The organism is Micromonospora sp. NPDC049201 (assembly GCF_055586805.1).
In genome coordinates this window covers 491,538-509,784 of sequence record NZ_JBVJHM010000004.1, presented here as the reverse complement: position 1 = coordinate 509,784, position 18,247 = coordinate 491,538, and the positions used below count along the sequence as shown (strand labels likewise).

Here is an 18,247-nt window from a genome sequence, read left to right as displayed (position 1 = left end):
AGGGACGCGCACACATTAGACGATCATGCGACGGCCGGTGACCCCGTTCCGACGCGGGGATAGCCGGGGGCGTGCCGTTGCCACGGCGCCTGCATCTCGAACTGGCCGGCCACCCCGAGCAGCAGCAGTTCGGAGCCGGGCGGGCCGACGAACTGCACCCCGACCGGCAGCCCGTCCGGGCGACGCCCGACCGGCACCACGATCGACGGCAGGCCGGCGATGTTCCACGGCGCGGCGTACGGGGCGTACCGGATGTTCGTCGACATGTTCGCCAGCCAGGAGCGGCCGGACCAGCCGGAGGCCTCCGGCGGCGGCCCGGCCAGCGCCGGGGTGAGCAGCAGGTCGACCGACTGGTCGTCGAAGAAGTGCACCGACCGTTCGCGCCAGGCGGCCCGGTCGGCCTCCCTGACGTACCCCCGGCGCTGCGCCCACTCGCCGAGCGCGACGTGCCGGCGGCTGCGCCGCTGGAGCTGGCGCGGCGCCACCCCGGCGGCCCGCACGTCGGCGGCGGCCGCCGCGAACCAGGTGGCGATGCCCTGGAGGCCCAGCCGGGTCGGGTAGACCGGGTCGGCCGGGACGGTGTCGTGCCCGGCAGCGGCCAGCAGCCGGCCGGCGGCGGCCACCGCGTCCCGGTTCGGCGCGTCCGGCGAGACGCCCCGGACCGGGGAGCGCAGCGAGACGCCCACCCGCAGCCGCGGCGGCGGGACCAGCTTGTCCGGCCGGCGGCCGGCCAGCACCGAGAAGCCGACCACCGCGTCCGCCACCGTCCCGGTCAGCATGCCGTGCTCGGTGAGACCGAACCAGTCGTCCGCGCCGAGCTGGCAGGGCACCACGCCCCGGCCGGGCTTGAGCCCGACCAGACCGCAGCAGGCCGCCGGGATGCGGATCGAGCCGAGGCCGTCGTTGCCGTGCGCCATCGGCACCAACCCGGCGGCCACCGCGGCGGCGGCGCCGCCGGAGGAGCCGCCGGGGGTACGCGTCCGGTCCCAGGGGTTGCGGGTCACACCGGTGTCGTCGTCGGTGAGGGCCCAGAGGCCGAGTTCCGGCATCCGGGTCACCCCGAGGATCACCGCGCCCGCGCCGCGCAGCCGCCGGACCACCTCGTGGTCGGCCTCCGCCACCGGGGTACGCATCGCGGCCGACCCGTTCCAGGTGGGCAGGCCGGCCACCGGCGTGTTCTCCTTGACCGCCACCGGCACCCCGGCCAGCGGCAGGTCGGCCAGTTCCTCCTGCTCGTCGACCTTCTCCGCCTCGGTGATCGCCTCGCCGCCACGGACCGTGCGGAACGCGGCCAGTTCGGCGTCGACCCGTGACACGTGGTCGAGGTGGTCGGCCACCACCTGGGTGGCGGAGACGTCGCCGCGGCGTACCGCGCGGGCGATCTGCTTCGCGGTCGCCCCGACCCAGGTCGTCGGCAAGATGTCCGGCACTGCCACCCTCCCGTCCAGCGGTCAGCCCAGTGCCTGCTCCAGATCGGCGAGCAGGTCGTCGACCGTCTCGATGCCGACAGACAGTCGCACGAGATCGCCGGGAACTTCAAGCGGCGAGCCGGCAGCGCTGGCGTGTGTCATCCGGCCGGGGTGCTCGATCAGGGACTCCACCCCGCCGAGCGACTCGGCGAGCACGAACAGCCGGGCCCGGTTGCAGATCTCCACGGCGTGCTCCTCACCGCCCGCCGCGCGGAACGAGATCATGCCACCGAACCGGCGCATCTGCTTGGCGGCCACCTCGTGACCCGGGTGCGACGGCAGGCCCGGGTAGAGCACCTGGGCGACCTTCGTGTTGCCGTCCAGGAAGGCGGCGATCCGCTCGGCGTTGTCGCAGTGCCGGTCCATCCGTACCCCGAGGGTCCTGATGCCGCGCAGCGTGAGCCAGGCGTCGAACGGGCCGTTGACCGCGCCCATCGCGTTCTGGTGGTAGCGCAGCTCCTCGCCGAGCCCGCGGTCCGCCGCGACCAGCGCGCCGCCGACCACGTCGGAGTGCCCGCCGACGTACTTCGTGGTGGAGTGCACCACCACGTCCGCGCCGAACGCGATCGGCTGTTGCAGGTACGGCGAGGCGAACGTGTTGTCGACCACCAGCAACGCGTCGGCGTCGTGCGCCACGGCGGCCAGGGCGGCGATGTCGGCGATGCCGAGCAGCGGGTTCGTCGGCGTCTCCACCCAGACGATCCGGGTCGCGCCGGGTCGGATGGCGGCCCGGACCGCGGCCGGGTCGGAGACCTTCGCCGGGGTGTAGTCCAGGCCCCAGCGCTCGGCCACCTTCGCGAACAGCCGGTAGGTGCCGCCGTACGCGTCGTCCGGGATCACCACGTGGTCGCCCGGCTTGCAGACGGTCCGCAGCAGCGTGTCCTCGGCGGCCAGGCCGCTGGCGAAGGCGAGCCCGATCGGGCCGCCCTCCAGCGCGGCGAGGCACTCCTGCAACGCGTCCCGGGTGGGGTTGCCGGAACGGCTGTACTCGTAGCCCTCGCGGGGCGCGCCGACCGCGTCCTGGGCGTACGTGCTGGTCTGGTAGATCGGAGGGATCACCGCGCCGGTGCGGGCCTCCGGGTCCTGGCCGGCGTGGATGGCGAGCGTCTCGAAGCCGTGACTCATGCCCGAGACGTTAGTCCGCCGGTTCACCCCGGTTCCGGGAACCCGCGTCGATCATGAAGTTGACGGTGCACACGGCCCGGAATGTCGCCGCCAACTTCATGATCGACACCGTCGGTCGGGGGCAGGGTGCGCCCGGCGGGACCGGTGGGGTGGGCCTAGCCTGGGCGGATGGCTGGGTGCGTGTTCTGCGGGATCGTGGCCGGTGAGGTGCCGGGCTTCGTGGTGACGGACGAGCCGGACGGGGTGGCGTTCCTCGACACCCGGCCGGTGTTCAAGGGCCACGTGCTGGTGGTGCCGCGCACCCACCTGGTGGCGCTGACCGACCTGCCGGGCGACGCGTTGCCCGGCTACTTCCGGCTGGTGCAGCGGATCGCGGCGGCGGTGGAGACCGGTCTGGGCTCCGGTGGGACGTTCGTGGCGATGAACAACAAGGTGTCCCAGTCCGTCCCGCACCTGCACACCCACGTGGTGCCCCGGACCAAGGGTGACGGGCTGCGTGGCTTCTTCTGGCCCCGGACCCGCTACGCCGACGACGCCGAGGCGACCGGCTTCGCCGGGCGGATTTCGGCCGCGCTGGCCTGACGCCGGGGCGGACGGGTAAGGAACCGGGGACCGGCGCTGTTACACGCTGGGAAAGCCACGAGAGGAGTCCCACCGTGTTCCTCCGCCGCATGAAGGCCGAGATGATCACTCCCGACCAGGCCCTGCCGGGCCGCCCGATCGCCATGCCGATCGCCGACCGGCACGAGGTGCTGCCGTCCTCGCTGAAGGGCCCGTTCCCGGAGGGCGCGCAGGTCGCCGTCTTCGGCATGGGCTGCTTCTGGGGCGCCGAGCGCCTGTTCTGGACGCTGCCCGGCGTGCTCACCACGTCGGCCGGCTACGCGGGCGGGTACACCACCAACCCGACGTACGAGGAGGTCTGCTCGGGCATGACCGGGCACGCCGAGGTGGTCCAGGTGGTCTACGACCCGTCGACGATCAGCTACGAGGACCTGCTCAAGGTCTTCTGGGAGAACCACGACCCGACCCAGGGCATGCGCCAGGGCAACGACGTGGGCACCCAGTACCGCTCCGCGATCTACACCACCACCGACGAGCAGCTCGCCGCCGCCGAGGCGTCGCGGGACGCGTTCGCGCCGATCGTGGCGCGCGCCGGCAAGGGTGAGATCACCACGGAGATCACGCCGCTGGGCGACTACTTCTTCGCCGAGGACTACCACCAGCAGTATTTGGCCCCGACGAAGAACCCGAACGGCTACTGCAACCACGGGCCCAACGGCCTGAGCTGCCCGGTCGGCGTGGCCCGCACCGGGAGCTGAGGCCGGCGGCGCGGCGGGCACGATGAGCGGCGCGGCGGGTACGCCGCCCCGGTCGTCGTGCCCGACAGGCGACCGCTACGCGAGCACCACCTGTCCGAGTTCCTGGGTGCAGCGGGTGAGCGCGACGTAGAGGCCGTTCCAGCCGCGCGGCTCGGCGGCGATGCCCTCGGGGTCGACGAGAAGCGTCGCGTCCCATTCCAGTCCCTTCGACTGGGTCGCGGTGAGCACCGGCACATCAGTCAGCACGGCCAGGAGTTCGGCGATGCGGCCGACGGGAGCGATGACGCCGACCGTCCCGCCTGGCCACCGTTGCCGCAGCTCGCGCACCGCTTCGACGGCGACGCCGGCCAGCTCGGCGGGCGGGGCCGTGCGCACCCAGGGGGTGCGGCCGGAGGAGCGCACCGCCCGGGGCGGCGCGTTGCGGCTGCCGGCTTCTCGCAGCACGGGCCCGGTGAGGCTCATGACCTCACGCGGGGTCCGGTAGCAGATGGTCAGTTCCGCGGCGGTCCAGCGGTCCCGGAAGACCGCCTGCACCGCCTGGGCCCAGCTGGTGTGCCGGTGCGCGGCCGCCGCCTGGTCGATGTCGCCGACCGCGGTGACGGAGCGACCGGGACAGCGCCTAAGGACCATCTGCCACTGCATCTCGGACAGCTCCTGCGCCTCGTCGACGACGATGTGGCCGTACACCCAGTCGCGTCGCCGGCGGGCGTGGTCGGCGACGAACTCGCCCTGGGGCTGCGGGGTCTCGACCTCGCCCAGCAGGTCGGCGAGCGCGTCGAGCAGGGGGATGTCGCTCGACGCCCATGGTGCCGGCTCGGCCGAGACGGCGATGATCTCGTCCGTGGTGAGCCGGGGGGCGAACCGGGTCAGCAGGGCGCGGTCGGCCAGGAGATCACGCAGGAGGGTCTCGGCGTCGAGGCTGGGCCACCACGCCTCGACGAACCGGGCGATGGCGGCGTTCTCGGCGATCCGGCCGGGCAGACTCTCCACTTCCTCCTCGGAGAACAACCCGTCCACGTCGCTGCCGGTGGCTCTCCTGCCGACGTGGTCGTGCCGCATGCTCCGGTCGACGCGGGCGAGGATGTCCTCGAAGCCCTCCTCCATCTCGTCCATCAGCGCCTCGCGTTGCGCGACGACGGCGTCGGCGAGGATGTGGTGCAGCTGCTCGGCGAACGCCGTGCGGGCGCGGTGGTACGGGCGGCCCTGCACCGCCGACACGAGCGCCTGTGCCACGGTCTCGGCGGGGATGACGTAGAACTCGCCCTCCCAGCGCAGCTTCAGCTCACGGGCCGGGGGAAGCAGCGACGTGACGTAGTTCTCCAGCGCGGTCTGCCACAGGGCGCGGCCCTTGATCTCGGCGAGGGGCCGGCTCTCGTCCCGGCCCACTCGGATCCCGGGCAGCAGCGTGTCGCAGGTCGCCGAGACGACGGCGGTCTCACCGAGCGCGGGCAGCACCTGGGCGATGTAGCGGAGGAACCGCGGCGAGGGGCCGAGGACCAGGACCGCCTGCTCCGCCATTGTCGGGTGGGCGAACAGCAGATAGGCGACGCGGTGCAGGGCGACCACGGTCTTGCCGGTGCCGGGCCCCCCTTGGACGATCAACGGGCCGGTCGCCTCGGCCCGGATGATGTCGTCCTGTTCGCGTTGCAACGTGGAGACCGCCGTCGACATGCGGCCCGTACGTCGCTCGTCCAGGGCGGCCAACAGCGCGCCCTCACCGACGAGTTCCGCGGTCGCCGTCCCGTCCAGTGGTTCGTCGTCCACGCCGACAACTGTCGATTCCGTCGTGCGGATGTGACGACGCCGTGCCTGACCCTGCGGGTCGACCGCCGTCGCGGTGTAGAACGGTCGGGCCGCGGGAGCCCGCCAATCCAGCAACAGCGGCTCACCGTCCTCGCCGTCGTCGCGCAGACCGACGCGGCCCACGTGTCGCACGGTGCCGTCACGAGCGTCGAGACGGCCGAAGACCAGCCCTTCCCGTGCTCGCCGCAGTTCCTCGTGCTGCCGGCGGAGCATGCGCTGCCGCGCCCGTTCCACCGCATCCGCGGGGTCCGACGACAGTTCGGTCCGCAGATGGTCGGCGAGCGTGTCGCGCCGGGCCGTGGCCAGGTCGAGAAACGCCTGTTCCTCGGCGATCGCGGATCGACGTGCGACACCGTCGGCGGCACCGGTGATGCTGTTGTTGGAAGAAGAATTCTGGCGCATTCGCGAATCCCCGTATTGAGGCTTTCCGGCGGCCCCGATGAGCCGCGGCGCATTCCGGCGGCAAGCATAGGGGCGGATTCTCCGCATCGCCCAGGAAACCAATCCGCGGAGACAGGAGTCTCAATGCCTTGCCGTCCACGGACCGTCTGTGGCCTCCCGACAGGCGACCGGCCGGCCGGCGGCGGCCCGAACCGGGTCTGCGGGGTTCGTCACACCTCAGGGTCGGCGGGTTTCCGGCATTCGTCGCGGGCGGGCAGGAACCGAAACCGTGACAGGTAACCACCGTCGGTGACGGCGCATCGTAGCAAGCTGTCACACGTTCGTCATCGTCTCAACAGGCGAACTGCAACAAGCTCTGGCAGCATTGGCTCGTATGTGCGGACTTGCGGGAGAGTTCCGTCGTGACGGTTCACGGGCCGATGTCTCGGCCGTGGAACGGATGGCGGCCACGATGAGTGACCGAGGGCCCGACGACAGCGGCATCTGGTCGCAGGGCCCGACCGCGCTGGGACACCGGCGCCTGAAGATCATCGACTTGTCCGCGGCCAGCGGCCAACCCATCGTGGATGCCGCCGCGGGCCTCACCGGGGTCTTCAACGGCTGCATCTACAACTACCGCGAGCTGCGCGCCGAGTTGCAGGCCAAGGGGCATCGCTTCTTCTCCGCCGGGGACAGCGAGGTCGTGGTCAAGGCGTACGCCGAGTGGGGGCTCGACTTCGTCGACCACCTGGTCGGCATGTTCGCGGTGGCGATCAGCGAACGGGACACCGGCCGCCTGGTGCTGGCCCGGGACCGGCTCGGCATCAAGCCGTTGTACCTGGCCGAGAGCCCCGGCGTGGTGCGCTTCGCCTCCACCCTGCCGGCGCTGCTGGCCGGTGGCGGCGTCGACACCACCATCGACCGGGTGGCGCTCGCCCACTACCTCAGTTTCCACAGCATCGTGCCGCCGCCGCGGACCATCCTCGCCGGCGTCACCAAGCTGCCGCCGGCCACCGTCAAGGTGTACGAGGCGGACGGCACCACCCGCGAGCGGGTCTACTGGGACCCGACGTTCGGCCGGGCCACCGAACGGGCCGGCTGGTCCGAGCGGGACTGGCAGGACGCGCTGCTCGACTCGCTCACCACCGCGGTACGCCGCCGGATGGTGGCCGACGTGCCGGTGGGTGTGCTGCTCTCCGGCGGCCTCGACTCCAGCCTGGTGGTCGCGCTGCTGGCCGGCGAGGGGCAGGCCCGCTCCGGCCTGGCCACGTTCTCCATCGGCTTCGACGCGGTGGGCGGCCGGGAGGGCGACGAGTTCGTCTACTCCGACCTGGTGGCGAAGACGTTCGGCACCGACCACCACCAGATCCGGGTCCCCACCGGCGACCTGCTGCCGCCGCTGGAGGCCGCCGTGGCGGCCATGAGCGAGCCCATGGTCAGCCACGACTGCGTGGCGTTCTGGCTGCTCAGCCAGGAGGTCGCGCGGCACGTGAAGGTGGTCCAGTCGGGCCAGGGCGCGGACGAGATCCTGGGCGGCTACCACTGGTACCCGCCGCTGGCCGGGGTGGACCGGGAGGCGGCGCTCGACACGTACGCGAAGGCGTTCTTCGACCGCGACGCGGCCGGACTGGCCCGGGTGCTCAACCCGGACTGGCTGGCCGACGGCGACCCGGCGCGCGAGTTCGTCGCCGCGCACCTGGGCCGGCCGGGCGCGCAGACCGCGGTCGACGCCGGCCTGCGGATCGACACGCAGGTCATGCTGACCGACGACCCGGTGAAGCGGGTCGACAACATGACCATGGCGCACGGGCTGGAGGCCCGGGTGCCGTTCCTCGACCACGAGTTCGTCGAGCTGGCCGCGAGCTGCCCGCCGGAGCTGAAGCTGGCCCAGGGCGGCAAGGGCGTGCTCAAGGAGATCGGCCGCCGGGTGCTGCCGCACGAGGTCATCGACCGGCCGAAGGGCTACTTCCCGGTCCCGGGCCTCACCCACCTGGAGGGCAAGCTCCTCGACCGGGTACGCGACGCGCTCAGCGCCCCCGAGGCGCGCCGCCGTGACCTGTTCCGCGCCGACTACGTCGACGCGCTGCTCGCCGACCCGAACGCCGAACTGACCCCGTTGAACGGAAACAAGCTGTGGCAACTGGGACTCCTGGAAATGTGGCTCCAGAGCCACGGAATCGACTGACCGTGACCGACACCCTCGCCACCGGCACGGCTCGCACCGACCGGGAACGGGTGCTGGGCCGGCGTCGCGAACGCACCGGCCCGGGCGGTGACCCGGTCGCCCCCGGTACGCCGGAGCCGACGCTGCCGTCCACCGCCGTGGCCACCGACGCCTCCGGCGTGGTGCTGGACTGCGGCTGGGGCCGGCTGGTCTTCGGCCAGACCTTCACCAACCAGGTGCACGTCGCCGACGTGCTGCGCTCCGAGGCCAACGGCGCCCGGGACATCTGCATCTACCTGCGCGACCCGCACGTGCTGGTCTCCCGGCTGCCGGACGAGCTGTTCATCGACCCGTCGCTGACCTACCGGCTGCCGTTGGGCGAGCACCGGCCGGCCGCCACCGAGGGCGAGGACATCCCCGGGTTGACCGTCCGGCCGCTGCGCGACGCCGACGACGCGGACGCGGTGAACCGGATCTACGCCCGCAACGGCATGGTCACCGCCCCGGTCGGGGTGCTGGTGGACAACGCCGCCACCGACCGGTTCCTGCACCTGGTCGCCGAGAACGCGGCCGGCGAGGTGGTCGGCACCATCACCGGCGTGGACCATGTCGCGGTCTTCGCCGACCCGGAGCAGGGCGCCAGCCTCTGGTGCCTGACGGTGGACTTCAACACCGCGCCGCCCGGCACCGGCCAGGCGCTGCTGACCGCGCTCGCCGACCAGCTCGACGCGCGCGGCCGGGCGTACGTGGACCTGTCCGTGCTGGCGGAGAACTCGGGCGCGATCCGGCTCTACGAGCGGCTCGGCTTCCACCGCACCGGCACGCTCTGCGTGAAGCGGAAGAACCCGATCAACGAGCGGCTGTTCCTGCCGGCCATGCCCGAGGGTTACGACGAGCTGAACCCGTACGCGAAGATCGTCGCGGACGAGGCGATGCGGCGCGGCATCCGGGTGGAGGTGACCGACCCGCACTGGGGTGAGCTGAAGCTGACCAGCGGCGGCCGGACCATCCACACCCGCGAGTCGCTGTCGGAGCTGACCTCGGCGGTGGCGATGAGCCGCTGCGACGACAAGCGGGTGACCCGGCGCATCCTCACCGAGGCGGGCCTGTCCGTACCGCGTGGGCGCACCGCCACCGGCGAGCCCGACGACCTGGCGTTCCTGGCCGACGTCGGCCCGGTGGTGGTCAAGCCGGCGCGCGGCGAGCAGGGCAACGGGATCACCGTCGGCGTACGGACGCCGGAGGCGCTGACCGCGGCCGTCGAGCTGGCCCGGCGGTTCTGCCCGGACGTGCTGATCGAGGAGCTGCGCGCCGGCGAGGACCTGCGGGTGGTGGTGATCGACCACGAGGTGGTGGCCGCCGCGGTCCGCCGGCCGGCGCAGATCACCGGCGACGGCGTGCACGACGTCACCGAGCTGATCGGGCGGCAGAGCCGCCGCCGGGCCGCCGCCACCGGTGGCGAGTCCCGGATCCCGATCGACGACATGACCCGCGAGGTGGTGGCCGAGGCCGGCTACCAGATGCACGACGTGCTGCCGGAGGGTCAGGTGCTGGCGGTCCGCCGGACGGCCAACCTGCACACCGGCGGCACCATCCACGACGTGACCGCCGAGCTGCACCCGGCGATCGCCGAGGCGTGCGTGACGGCCAGCCGGGCGCTGGACATCCCGGTCACCGGGCTGGACCTGCTGGTGCCCGCGCCGGACGCCCCGGAGCACGTGTTCATCGAGGCCAACGAGCGGCCGGGGCTGGCCAACCACGAGCCGCAGCCGACCGCCGAACGCTTCGTCGACCTCCTCTTCCCGGGCACGCGGGCACCGCAGCGACTCTGGTCGCCGGCCGGTGCGGCAGGCTCAGGGGCATGACCGCACGCAAACCCCAACCGCTCAAGCTCGACCTCGAATACCTGCGCCAGGTGCTGGTGGAACTGCTGGAGATCCCCAGCCCGTCCGGGCGCACCGACCACATCCAGCAGTACGTCGGCGAGCGGCTCTCCGCGCTCGGGATCAGCTCCACGCTGACCCGGCGCGGGGCGCTGAGCGCCTGCCTGCCCGGGCCCCGGCCGACCGGCGCCGACCGGGCCGTCGTGGTGCACACCGACACCATCGGCGGCATGGTGAAGCGGCTCAAGGAGAACGGGCGGCTGGAGATCAATCCGATCGGCACGCACAGCGCCCGCTTCGCCGAGGGCGCCCACGTGCGGATCTTCACCGACGACCTGGACCGGGTGGTCACCGGCCAGATTCTGCCGCTGAAGGCGAGCGGGCACCGCTACAACGAGGCGGTCGACCTCCAGGGGGTCGGCTGGGAGCTGGTCGAGGTCCGGGTGGACGAGCCGGTGCACGACGAGGCCGGCCTGCGGGCGCTCGGCATCGACGCCGGGGACTTCGTCGCGCTGCTGCCCAACCCGACCATCACCCCCACCGGGTACGTCAAGTCCCGGCACCTGGACGACAAGGCCGGGGTGGCCGCGGTGCTGACCGCGTTCAAGGCGATGGTCGACGCCGGGGTGACCCCGGCGGTCACCGCGCACCTGCTGGTCACCGTCACCGAGGAGATCGGCCACGGCGCCAGCCACGGCCTCGACCCGGACGTGGCGGAGATCGTCTCGGTGGACGCGGCGGTGGTCGCGCCCGGCCAGCAGTCCCGGGAGACCGCCGCCACGCTGGCCATGGGCGACGGGGTCGGGCCGTTCGACTACCACCTGACCCGCAACCTGGCCGCCATCGCCAAGGAGCACGGCGTCGACCTGGTCCGCGACGTCTTCGACTACTACCGCTCGGACGCGGCGTCCGCGGTCGAGGCCGGTGCGCACGCGCGGGTGGCGCTGCTCGGCTTCGGCGTGGACGCCACCCACGGCCACGAGCGGACCCACCTCGACGGCCTCCACCAGCTCACCCAACTGCTCTGCCTCTATCTCCAGAGCCCGCTGGTCTTCCCGGAGTGGGACGCCGAGCCGGAGGGCGACCTGGCCGACTTCCCGTCGCTGGCGGTGCAGCCCGCGCACGAGGAGGGACCCCGGGAGGGGCCCATCGGGGTGGAGTAGAGGTCTGTGATCGAAATCCGTTGCCGTGGCCGCCGGGAAGTGGATAGCGTGGCGGTACACGTGAAGGGAGGTGGTCCAGACTTGTATTGCAATCGGACTCGTGAGGTGGCTGTCCGCTAGCCGCTGTCCTCGACAGTGAGACATCGTCCGCCGCAAGGCGGGCAGCACGATCGTCGAGACCGTGTGGCAGCGGTGCGGCGAAACCACGACAGCCACCCGACCCCCGGGGTGCCGGCCATAGTCCAGCCGGCCCGCGCGCGAGCGCGGTAAGCCCCGGGGGTCGCTTCATGCCCGGGAGAAAACCGTGTCCATGCGTGAGCTGGTGGTGCTCGGCACGGCCAGTCAGGCCCCCACCCGGGCCCGCAACCACAACGGTTACCTGCTGCGCTGGGACGACGAGGTGATCCTCTTCGACCCGGGCGAGGGCAGCCAACGCCAGATGCTGCACACCGGCGTGACCGCCACCGACCTGACCCGGATCTGCGTCACCCACTTCCACGGCGACCACTGCCTCGGCCTGCCCGGCATGATCCAGCGCCTCTCGCTGGACCGGGTCCCGCACCCGGTGGCCGTGCACTTCCCGGCCGGCGGCGCCGACTACTTCGCCCGGCTGCGGCACGCGTCCAGCTTCCACGAGACCGCCGAGCTGGCCGTCGAGCCGATCGACGCCGACGGGCAACGGATCACGCTGGGCGTCGGCACGCTGGAGGCCCGCCGGCTGCGCCACCCCATCGAGACGTACGGCTACCGACTCGTCGAGCCGGACGGCTGCCGGATGCTGCCGGAGCGGCTGTCCGCGTACGGCATCGTCGGTCCGGCGGTGGGCAAGCTGCTCCGCGAGGGCCACCTGGACGTCGACGGACGCCGCGTCACCTCCGACGAGGTGAGCGTCACCCGACCGGGGCAGCGGTTCGCGTTCGTCATGGACACCGGGCTCTGCGACGGCGTGTACGCGCTGGCCGAGCACGCCGACCTGCTGGTCATCGAGTCGACGTTCCTGGCGTCGGAGGCCGCGCTCGCCGCCGAGGTCGGCCACCTCACCGCCGGCCAGGCCGCGCGGGTGGCCACCGAGTCGGGGGTACGCACGCTCGTGCTCACCCACTTCTCCCAGCGGTACGCCGACCCGCGCCGCTTCCACGACGAGGCCCGCGAGCACTTCGCCGGCGACCTGGTGATCGCCGAGGACCTCCAGACGGTGCCGGTGCCGCCCCGGCGGGTACCGTCGCCCGGGTGACCGTCTCCCTACGCCCCGCGACCGAGACCGACCTGCTGGCGGTCGGTGCCCTGCACCAGCGTTCCCGGGTGGCGGCGTACTCGTCGTTCCTGCCCCCCGAGGCGCTGGCCGAGCCCACCGCCGAGGCGATGGGCCACTACTGGGTGGAACGGTTGACCTGGGAGGGCACGGACCACCGGATGACCGTGGCCGAGCGGGACGGACGGCTGGTGGGCTTCAGCTATCTCGGGCCGGACGACGAGGGTGACCCGGCGACCGGGCTGCTCCACGCCCTGCATCTCGACCCGGACGAGCGGGGCCGGGGCACCGGCCGGGCGCTGATGCTGGACGCGCTGGACGCGGCGCGCGCCCGTGGGTGGGCCCGGGCGGCGCTGTGGGTGCTGGCCGACAACGCGTCCGCGCGCCGCTTCTACGAGCGCGGCGGCTGGCACGCCACCGGCACCCGGAGCACCGACCGGATCGGCCCCCGGTCGGTCGCCCGGCTCCGCTACGCGCGGGAGGTGTGAGGGGCCCCGTCGCCGAGGCCCCGCACCCCGCTCAGCGCGCGCCGAGGTGGGCCAACAGGTCCTGCCGGGTCAGCACACCCTTCGGCTTGCCGTCGACCAGCACGAGCGCCGCGTCGGCCTTCTCCAGCAGCGTCACCGCCTCGCTGACCGGCTGCCCGCCGCCGATCATCGGCAGCGGCTCGCCCATGTGCCGCTCGATCGTGTCGTGCAGGTGGGCCTGGCCGGTGAAGAGCGCGTCGAGCAGGTCCCGCTCGGCGATCGAGCCGGCCACCTCGCCGGTCACCACCGGCGGTTCGGCCTTGAGCACCGGAAGCTGGGAGACGCCGTACTCGCGCATGTAGTCGATGGCGTCGCGGACCGTCTCGGTCGGGTGCACGTGCACCAGCTCGGGCAGGCCACCCGGCTTGCCACCGAGCGCGTCGGCGACTGTCGGCTCGGCGCCGGCGTCGTCCAGGAAGCCGTACCGGGCCATCCAGCGGTCGTTGAAGATCTTCGAGAGGTAGCCCCGGCCGCCGTCCGGCAGCAGCACCACCACCACGTCGTCCGGGCCGGCCTTGCGGGCCACCTCCAGCGCGCCCACCACGGCCATGCCGCAGGAGCCGCCGACCAGCAGCCCCTCCTCACGGGCCAGCCGGCGGGTCATCTCGAAGGACTGCTTGTCGGACACCTCGACGATCTCGTCGGCGACGGACCGGTCGTACGTCTCCGGCCAGAAGTCCTCGCCGACGCCCTCGACCAGGTAGGGCCGGCCGGTGCCGCCGGAGTAGACCGAGCCCTCCGGGTCCGCGCCGATCACCTTCACCCGGCCCTCGGACGCCTCCTTGAGGTAGCGACCGATGCCGGAGATGGTGCCGCCGGTGCCGACGCCGGCGACGAAGTGGGTGATCTTCCCTTCGGTCTGCCGCCACAGCTCCGGACCGGTCGTCTCGTAGTGCGAGCGCGGGTTGGCCGGGTTGCTGTACTGGTTGGGCTTCCACGCGCCGGGGATCTCCCGGGCCAGCCGGTCGGAGACGTTGTAGTAGGAGCGCGGGTCCTCCGGCGCGACGGCGGTCGGGCAGACCACCACCTCGGCGCCGTACGCCCGCAGCACGTCCTGCTTGTCCTGGCTGACCTTGTCCGGGCAGACGAACACGCAGCGGTAGCCCCGGAGCTGGGCCACCAGGGCCAGCCCGACGCCGGTGTTGCCGCTGGTCGGCTCCACGATCGTGCCGCCCGGCCCGAGGATGCCCGCCTTCTCGGCGTCCTCCACCATGCGCAGCGCGATCCGGTCCTTGACCGAACCGCCCGGGTTGACGTATTCCACCTTCGCCAGCACGGTCGCCTGGATGCCCTCGGTGACGTTGCGCAGGCGAACCAGCGGGGTGTTGCCGATCAGCTCGACGACGTTGTCGTAGTACCGCACCTCGTTGTGCCCTTCGTAGCGCCGCCGTCGGAGGGCGGCCGGTCAGCCGGTTCGCCGCCCAGCGTACGTGCCGTCAGGGGGCCACCTGCCCCGGGATGACGGAGCTGCGGCGTGCCTCCCACTCCAGGAACCGTTCGGTCTCGGCGAGCACGCTGCCGGCCAGCCAGGTGACCATGACGGCGTCGTCGGCCAGCCCGAAGATCGCCAGCGGGATCTCCGGCAGCAGGTCGATCGGGGAGACGACGTACGCCGTCGCGCCGGCCATCAACGCCAGGCGCAGCCCGCCGTCGTACTCCCCCCGCCCGGTGGCCCGGATCATGCGCGGCAGCGCCGCCAGCCGGGCACCCAGCGACGGCCCGCCCCGCGCCCCGGCCGCCAACGCCCGGGCCAACGCGGCGAACGCGGCGCTGCGCTTCAACGTCTTCCCCATGATTCCGCCTCTCTTCGCCGGACCAGGGTGCGGCCCCGTGGCAAGCCCACCCCCACCGGTACCCAGAACGGCCGGCTCCCAGCCGCAGGATCAAGGACAGCGGTCGTCGTACCGGCGCGATACTGTCGGTTCATGGGGGACGTCGGTTCCGTCGCGCCGGCCCGCTGGCGACGCGCCCGGCAGATCGCCCGCCTGGCGGCGATCGGCACGGGCGCCACGGTGGCGGCCACGGCTGCCACCGGTGGTGTGCTGCTCGGCCAGGCCCGGCAGGCCCGCCGCACCATCCCGATGGCCGAGGCGCCGCCACCACGCTGCGACGGCGTCTACGGCGCGCGATTCCCCGGCCAGCCGGTCACCATGGTCGTCCTCGGCGACTCCTCCGCGGCCGGCTACGGCGTGCACCGGCGCCGGGAGACGCCCGGCTCGCTGCTGGCCACCGGGCTGTCCCGCCGGCTGCACCGCCCGGTCCGGCTGCACCGGTTCGCCGTGGTGGGCGCGCTGTCGGCCGGGCTGAAGCCGCAGGTCGAGTCCGCCCTGGAGGTCACACCGGACGTGGCCGTGGTGCTGGTCGGCGGCAACGACGTCACCAACCGCACCCCGCCCGCGTTGGCCGTGCGCTACCTGGTCGACGCGGTCCGCACGCTGCGCGCCGCCGGTTGCGAGGTGGTCGTCGGCACCTGCCCCGACCTGGGCACGATCCGGCCGATCCAGCCGCCGCTGCGTTGGCTGGCCCGACGCTGGAGCCGCCAGCTCGCGGCCGCCCAGACGGTGGCCGTGGTGGAGGCGGGCGGCCGGACGGTCTCCCTCGGTGACCTGCTGGGGCCGCGGTTCGCCGCCGAGCCCGGTCGGATGTTCGCCTGGGACCGGTTCCACCCCTCCGCGGAGGGGTACGCGATGGCCGCGGCGGCGCTACTGCCCACCGTGCTCTCCGCCTTGGGCGCGGTGCCGGAACGCCGTCCTTCGCGCATCGGGCTGGAAGGCGTACGGTCGCTCCCGGAGGCGGCCCACGAGGCGGCCCGGCACGCCGGCACGGAGGTCAGCGGCGCCCAGCTCCGGGGCCGCGACCGCGGGCCGGGCGGTCGGTGGGCACAGCTCCGCCGGCGAGCGTTCTTCGGCGTCGGCGCGATGCCCCCCAGCGGCACCGCCACCGACTCGGCCACGCTGGAGGGAATGGCATGAGCGAGCGAAGCGGAGTGCCGGCATGAGCGGATCGAACGAGACGGCGGCCCGATGGGGCCGGGCCGCGGCGCTGTCGCTGCTGGCCGGCACGGTGGGTGGCGCGGCGGTCCTCGCCGGCCAGGCCATCGCCGCCCGCACCCGGGAGTACGCCCAGCCCGAGCTGGGTCTGGTGCTGCGCGCCACCGTCGGCCGGGCCGACGCCCCGCCGCTGCGGCTGGTGCTGCTCGGCGACTCGTCGGCGATCGGGGTGGGCGTCGACCGGTTCGAGGAGACCATCGGCGGCCAGCTCGCCCACCTGCTCGCCGAGGGGCCGACCGGCCGGCGGGTGCACCTGTCCAGCGTCGGCGTCTCCGGGTCCCGCGCCACCGACCTGGCCACGCAGGTGGCCCGCGCGCTGCTCGGCGAGCGGCCCGACGTGGCGGTGGTGCTGATCGGGGCGAACGACGCCACCGCCATGGGCCGTCCGGCCGACGCGGCGGCGTACCTCGGCTCGGCGGTCCGCCGGCTGCGCGAGGCTCACATCGAGGTCGTCGTCGGCACCTGCCCCGACCTCGGCGCGGTACGCGCCGTCGCCGCTCCGCTGCGCCAGGTGCTCGGCTGGTCCGGGCGGCGGATGGCGCGGGCCCAGACGGCGGCCGTGCTGGACGCCGGCGGCACCGTCGTCGACCTGGGCACCGAGACCGGCCCGGTGTTCCGGGCCGACGCCGGCACGCTCTGCCACGACGGCTTCCACCCCTCCGCGGACGGCTACCGGGTCTGGGCGCACGCACTGCTTCCGGCCGTCGAGGCCGCCGCCGCGGTCGCGTTCCGGCACCACCGCCGGCCGCCGGCAGGGTGACATTTCCCGCCCGGGGCGCGGCTTCCACCGCAAGTTACCCGCGGGTTAACGTTGGTTCATGCCGATTGAGTCGCCCCGCGACGCCGTCATCGTCGCCACCGCCCGGTCCCCCATCGGCCGCGCGTTCAAGGGTTCCCTGCGCGAGGTCCGCCCGGACGACCTCGCCGCCACCATCGTCCAGGCCGCCCTCGACAAGGTGCCGGCGCTCGATCCCACCACCATCGACGACCTCTACCTCGGGTGCGGTCTGCCCGGCGGTGAGCAGGGCTTCAACATGGCCCGGGTGGTCGCCACGCTGCTGGGCCTGGACGGGCTGCCCGGCGCCACGCTGACCCGCTACTGCGCCTCCTCGCTCCAGACCACCCGGATGGCGATGCACGCGATCCGGGCCGGTGAGGGCGACGTGTTCGTCTCCGCCGGTGTGGAGATGGTCTCCCGGTACGCCCGGGGCAACTCGGACACGCTGCCGCCGGAGGCGCAGGCGCTGGTCGGCGGCGGTTGGGAGAACCCGCGCTTCGCCGAGGCACGCGAGCGCTCGCAGGCCCGCACGCAGGCCGGCGCCGAGGTGTGGACCGATCCGCGGGAGGCCGGCGGGCTGCCGGACATCTACCTCGCCATGGGGCAGACCGCGGAGAACCTGGCCCAGGTGTACGACGTGTCCCGCGCGGACATGGACGCGTTCGGCGTCCGCAGTCAGAACCTGGCCGAGAAGGCGATCGCGGACGGCTTCTGGGCCCGCGAGATCACGCCGGTCACCACGCCGGACGGCACCGTGGTCGGCTCGGACGACGGTCCCCGCCCCGGGGTGACCCTGGAGGGCGTGGCCGGCCTCAAGCCGGTGTTCCGCCCGGACGGCCGGATCACCGCCGGCAACTGCTGCCCGCTGAACGACGGCGCCGCCGCCGTGGTGATCATGAGCGCCGGGCGGGCGGCCGAACTGGGGCTCACCCCGCTGGCCCGGATCGTCTCCACCGGCGTCACCGCGCTCTCCCCGGAGATCATGGGCCTCGGCCCGGTCGAGGCGTCGAAGCAGGCGCTGAAGCGGGCCGGCATGACAATCGACGACGTCGACCTGGTGGAGATCAACGAGGCGTTCGCCGCCCAGGTGATCCCGTCGTACCGGCAGCTCGGCATCCCGGAGGAGAAGCTGAACGTGGCCGGCGGCGCGATCGCGGTCGGTCACCCGTTCGGCATGACCGGTGCCCGGATCACCGGCACCCTGCTCAACGCGCTGGAGTGGCACGACAAGACCATCGGCCTGGAGACCATGTGCGTCGGCGGCGGCCAGGGCATGGCCATGGTGCTCGAACGACTGAGCTGAACTCGGTTCACCACGGCACGCGCCGGGTAC

Annotated in this window: 15 protein-coding genes; 10 read left to right on the top strand and 5 right to left on the bottom strand. The window is 73.2% G+C overall.

The features are described from left to right. Positions 1-23: 23 nt before the first annotated feature. Entirely contained in the window at positions 24-1,436 is a 1,413-nt protein-coding gene (locus ACZ6O5_RS12360) for an amidase (protein WP_465976606.1), read from the bottom strand. 15 nt (positions 1,437-1,451) lie between these two features. Then, positions 1,452-2,594 carry a cystathionine gamma-synthase gene (locus tag ACZ6O5_RS12355; protein ID WP_465976604.1) on the bottom strand — a complete coding sequence of 381 codons (1,143 nt, stop codon included), beginning with the start codon at positions 2,592-2,594 and terminating at the stop codon, positions 1,452-1,454. A gap of 168 nt (positions 2,595-2,762) precedes the next feature. Here ACZ6O5_RS12355 and ACZ6O5_RS12350 point away from each other — a divergent pair, with 168 nt between their 5' ends. Beyond that, positions 2,763-3,176 carry an HIT family protein gene (locus tag ACZ6O5_RS12350; protein WP_405092465.1) on the top strand — a complete coding sequence of 138 codons (414 nt, stop codon included), beginning with the start codon at positions 2,763-2,765 and terminating at the stop codon, positions 3,174-3,176. 74 nt (positions 3,177-3,250) lie between these two features. After that, positions 3,251-3,913, top strand: a complete 663-nt coding sequence (gene msrA / locus ACZ6O5_RS12345; RefSeq protein ID WP_465976602.1) for a peptide-methionine (S)-S-oxide reductase MsrA — start codon at positions 3,251-3,253, stop codon at positions 3,911-3,913. A 75-nt stretch (positions 3,914-3,988) separates the two neighbouring features. On the opposite strand, the gene ACZ6O5_RS12340 is transcribed toward msrA, so the two are convergent. Further along, the gene (locus ACZ6O5_RS12340) at positions 3,989-6,118 is read right to left on the bottom strand and encodes a HelD family protein (RefSeq protein ID WP_465976600.1); all 2,130 of its coding nucleotides are present in this window, start codon (positions 6,116-6,118) and stop codon (positions 3,989-3,991) included. 373 nt (positions 6,119-6,491) lie between these two features. Here ACZ6O5_RS12340 and ACZ6O5_RS12335 point away from each other — a divergent pair, with 373 nt between their 5' ends. The 5 genes from ACZ6O5_RS12335 (at position 6,492) to ACZ6O5_RS12315 (ending at position 13,047) form a co-directional block, all read left to right on the top strand. Further along, complete coding sequence (locus ACZ6O5_RS12335; RefSeq protein WP_465976598.1) at positions 6,492-8,282, top strand: N-acetylglutaminylglutamine amidotransferase; 1,791 nt, start codon at positions 6,492-6,494, stop codon at positions 8,280-8,282. Between the two features lie 2 nt (positions 8,283-8,284). Further along, positions 8,285-10,126, top strand: a complete 1,842-nt coding sequence (ngg, locus tag ACZ6O5_RS12330; protein ID WP_465976596.1) for an N-acetylglutaminylglutamine synthetase — start codon at positions 8,285-8,287, stop codon at positions 10,124-10,126. Further along, positions 10,123-11,307 carry an osmoprotectant NAGGN system M42 family peptidase gene (locus tag ACZ6O5_RS12325; protein ID WP_465976594.1) on the top strand — a complete coding sequence of 395 codons (1,185 nt, stop codon included), beginning with the start codon at positions 10,123-10,125 and terminating at the stop codon, positions 11,305-11,307. Before ngg ends, ACZ6O5_RS12325 begins: the two co-directional genes overlap by 4 nt. Positions 11,308-11,611: 304 nt before the next feature. Then, positions 11,612-12,541 (top strand): ribonuclease Z, encoded by a 930-nt coding sequence (locus ACZ6O5_RS12320; protein ID WP_465976592.1) that lies wholly within the window; start codon positions 11,612-11,614, stop codon positions 12,539-12,541. Continuing rightward, the gene (locus ACZ6O5_RS12315; protein ID WP_465976590.1) at positions 12,538-13,047 is read left to right on the top strand and encodes a GNAT family N-acetyltransferase; all 510 of its coding nucleotides are present in this window, start codon (positions 12,538-12,540) and stop codon (positions 13,045-13,047) included. The genes ACZ6O5_RS12320 and ACZ6O5_RS12315 overlap by 4 nt, the downstream gene beginning before the upstream one ends. A 31-nt stretch (positions 13,048-13,078) precedes the next feature. Here the strand turns inward: ACZ6O5_RS12315 and ACZ6O5_RS12310 are convergent, their stop codons facing one another. Next, positions 13,079-14,449: a cystathionine beta-synthase gene (locus tag ACZ6O5_RS12310; protein ID WP_357291793.1), complete on the bottom strand. Its 1,371-nt coding sequence runs from the start codon at positions 14,447-14,449 to the stop codon at positions 13,079-13,081. Between the two features lie 73 nt (positions 14,450-14,522). Continuing rightward, the gene (locus tag ACZ6O5_RS12305; RefSeq protein WP_465976588.1) at positions 14,523-14,879 is read right to left on the bottom strand and encodes a YkvA family protein; all 357 of its coding nucleotides are present in this window, start codon (positions 14,877-14,879) and stop codon (positions 14,523-14,525) included. 132 nt (positions 14,880-15,011) lie between these two features. Here ACZ6O5_RS12305 and ACZ6O5_RS12300 point away from each other — a divergent pair, with 132 nt between their 5' ends. From ACZ6O5_RS12300 to ACZ6O5_RS12290, 3 genes are read left to right on the top strand one after another with little or no spacing between them, the layout of a single operon-like run. Further along, positions 15,012-16,058, top strand: a complete 1,047-nt coding sequence (locus tag ACZ6O5_RS12300; RefSeq protein WP_465976586.1) for an SGNH/GDSL hydrolase family protein — start codon at positions 15,012-15,014, stop codon at positions 16,056-16,058. 22 nt (positions 16,059-16,080) lie between these two features. Beyond that, positions 16,081-16,896 carry an SGNH/GDSL hydrolase family protein gene (locus ACZ6O5_RS12295; protein ID WP_425785809.1) on the top strand — a complete coding sequence of 272 codons (816 nt, stop codon included), beginning with the start codon at positions 16,081-16,083 and terminating at the stop codon, positions 16,894-16,896. A 58-nt stretch (positions 16,897-16,954) separates the two neighbouring features. Further along, a complete protein-coding gene (locus ACZ6O5_RS12290; RefSeq protein ID WP_465976584.1) occupies positions 16,955-18,217 on the top strand; it encodes an acetyl-CoA C-acetyltransferase in 1,263 nt (420 codons plus the stop codon). Positions 18,218-18,247: the final 30 nt, after the last annotated feature.

Excerpts from the sequence above, each read along its gene's own strand:
- ACZ6O5_RS12335 (WP_465976598.1), top strand. The coding sequence starts at position 6,492 with ATGTGCGGACTTGCGGGAGAGTTCCGTCGTGACGGTTCACGGGCCGAT.
- ACZ6O5_RS12325 (WP_465976594.1), top strand. The coding sequence starts at position 10,123 with ATGACCGCACGCAAACCCCAACCGCTCAAGCTCGACCTCGAATACCTG.
- ACZ6O5_RS12340 (WP_465976600.1), bottom strand. The coding sequence starts at position 6,118 with ATGCGCCAGAATTCTTCTTCCAACAACAGCATCACCGGTGCCGCCGAC.
- ACZ6O5_RS12355 (WP_465976604.1), bottom strand. The coding sequence starts at position 2,594 with ATGAGTCACGGCTTCGAGACGCTCGCCATCCACGCCGGCCAGGACCCG.
- ACZ6O5_RS12295 (WP_425785809.1), top strand. The coding sequence starts at position 16,081 with ATGAGCGGATCGAACGAGACGGCGGCCCGATGGGGCCGGGCCGCGGCG.
- ACZ6O5_RS12290 (WP_465976584.1), top strand. The coding sequence starts at position 16,955 with ATGCCGATTGAGTCGCCCCGCGACGCCGTCATCGTCGCCACCGCCCGG.
- ACZ6O5_RS12350 (WP_405092465.1), top strand. The coding sequence starts at position 2,763 with ATGGCTGGGTGCGTGTTCTGCGGGATCGTGGCCGGTGAGGTGCCGGGC.
- ACZ6O5_RS12300 (WP_465976586.1), top strand. The coding sequence starts at position 15,012 with ATGGGGGACGTCGGTTCCGTCGCGCCGGCCCGCTGGCGACGCGCCCGG.
- ACZ6O5_RS12305 (WP_465976588.1), bottom strand. The coding sequence starts at position 14,879 with ATGGGGAAGACGTTGAAGCGCAGCGCCGCGTTCGCCGCGTTGGCCCGG.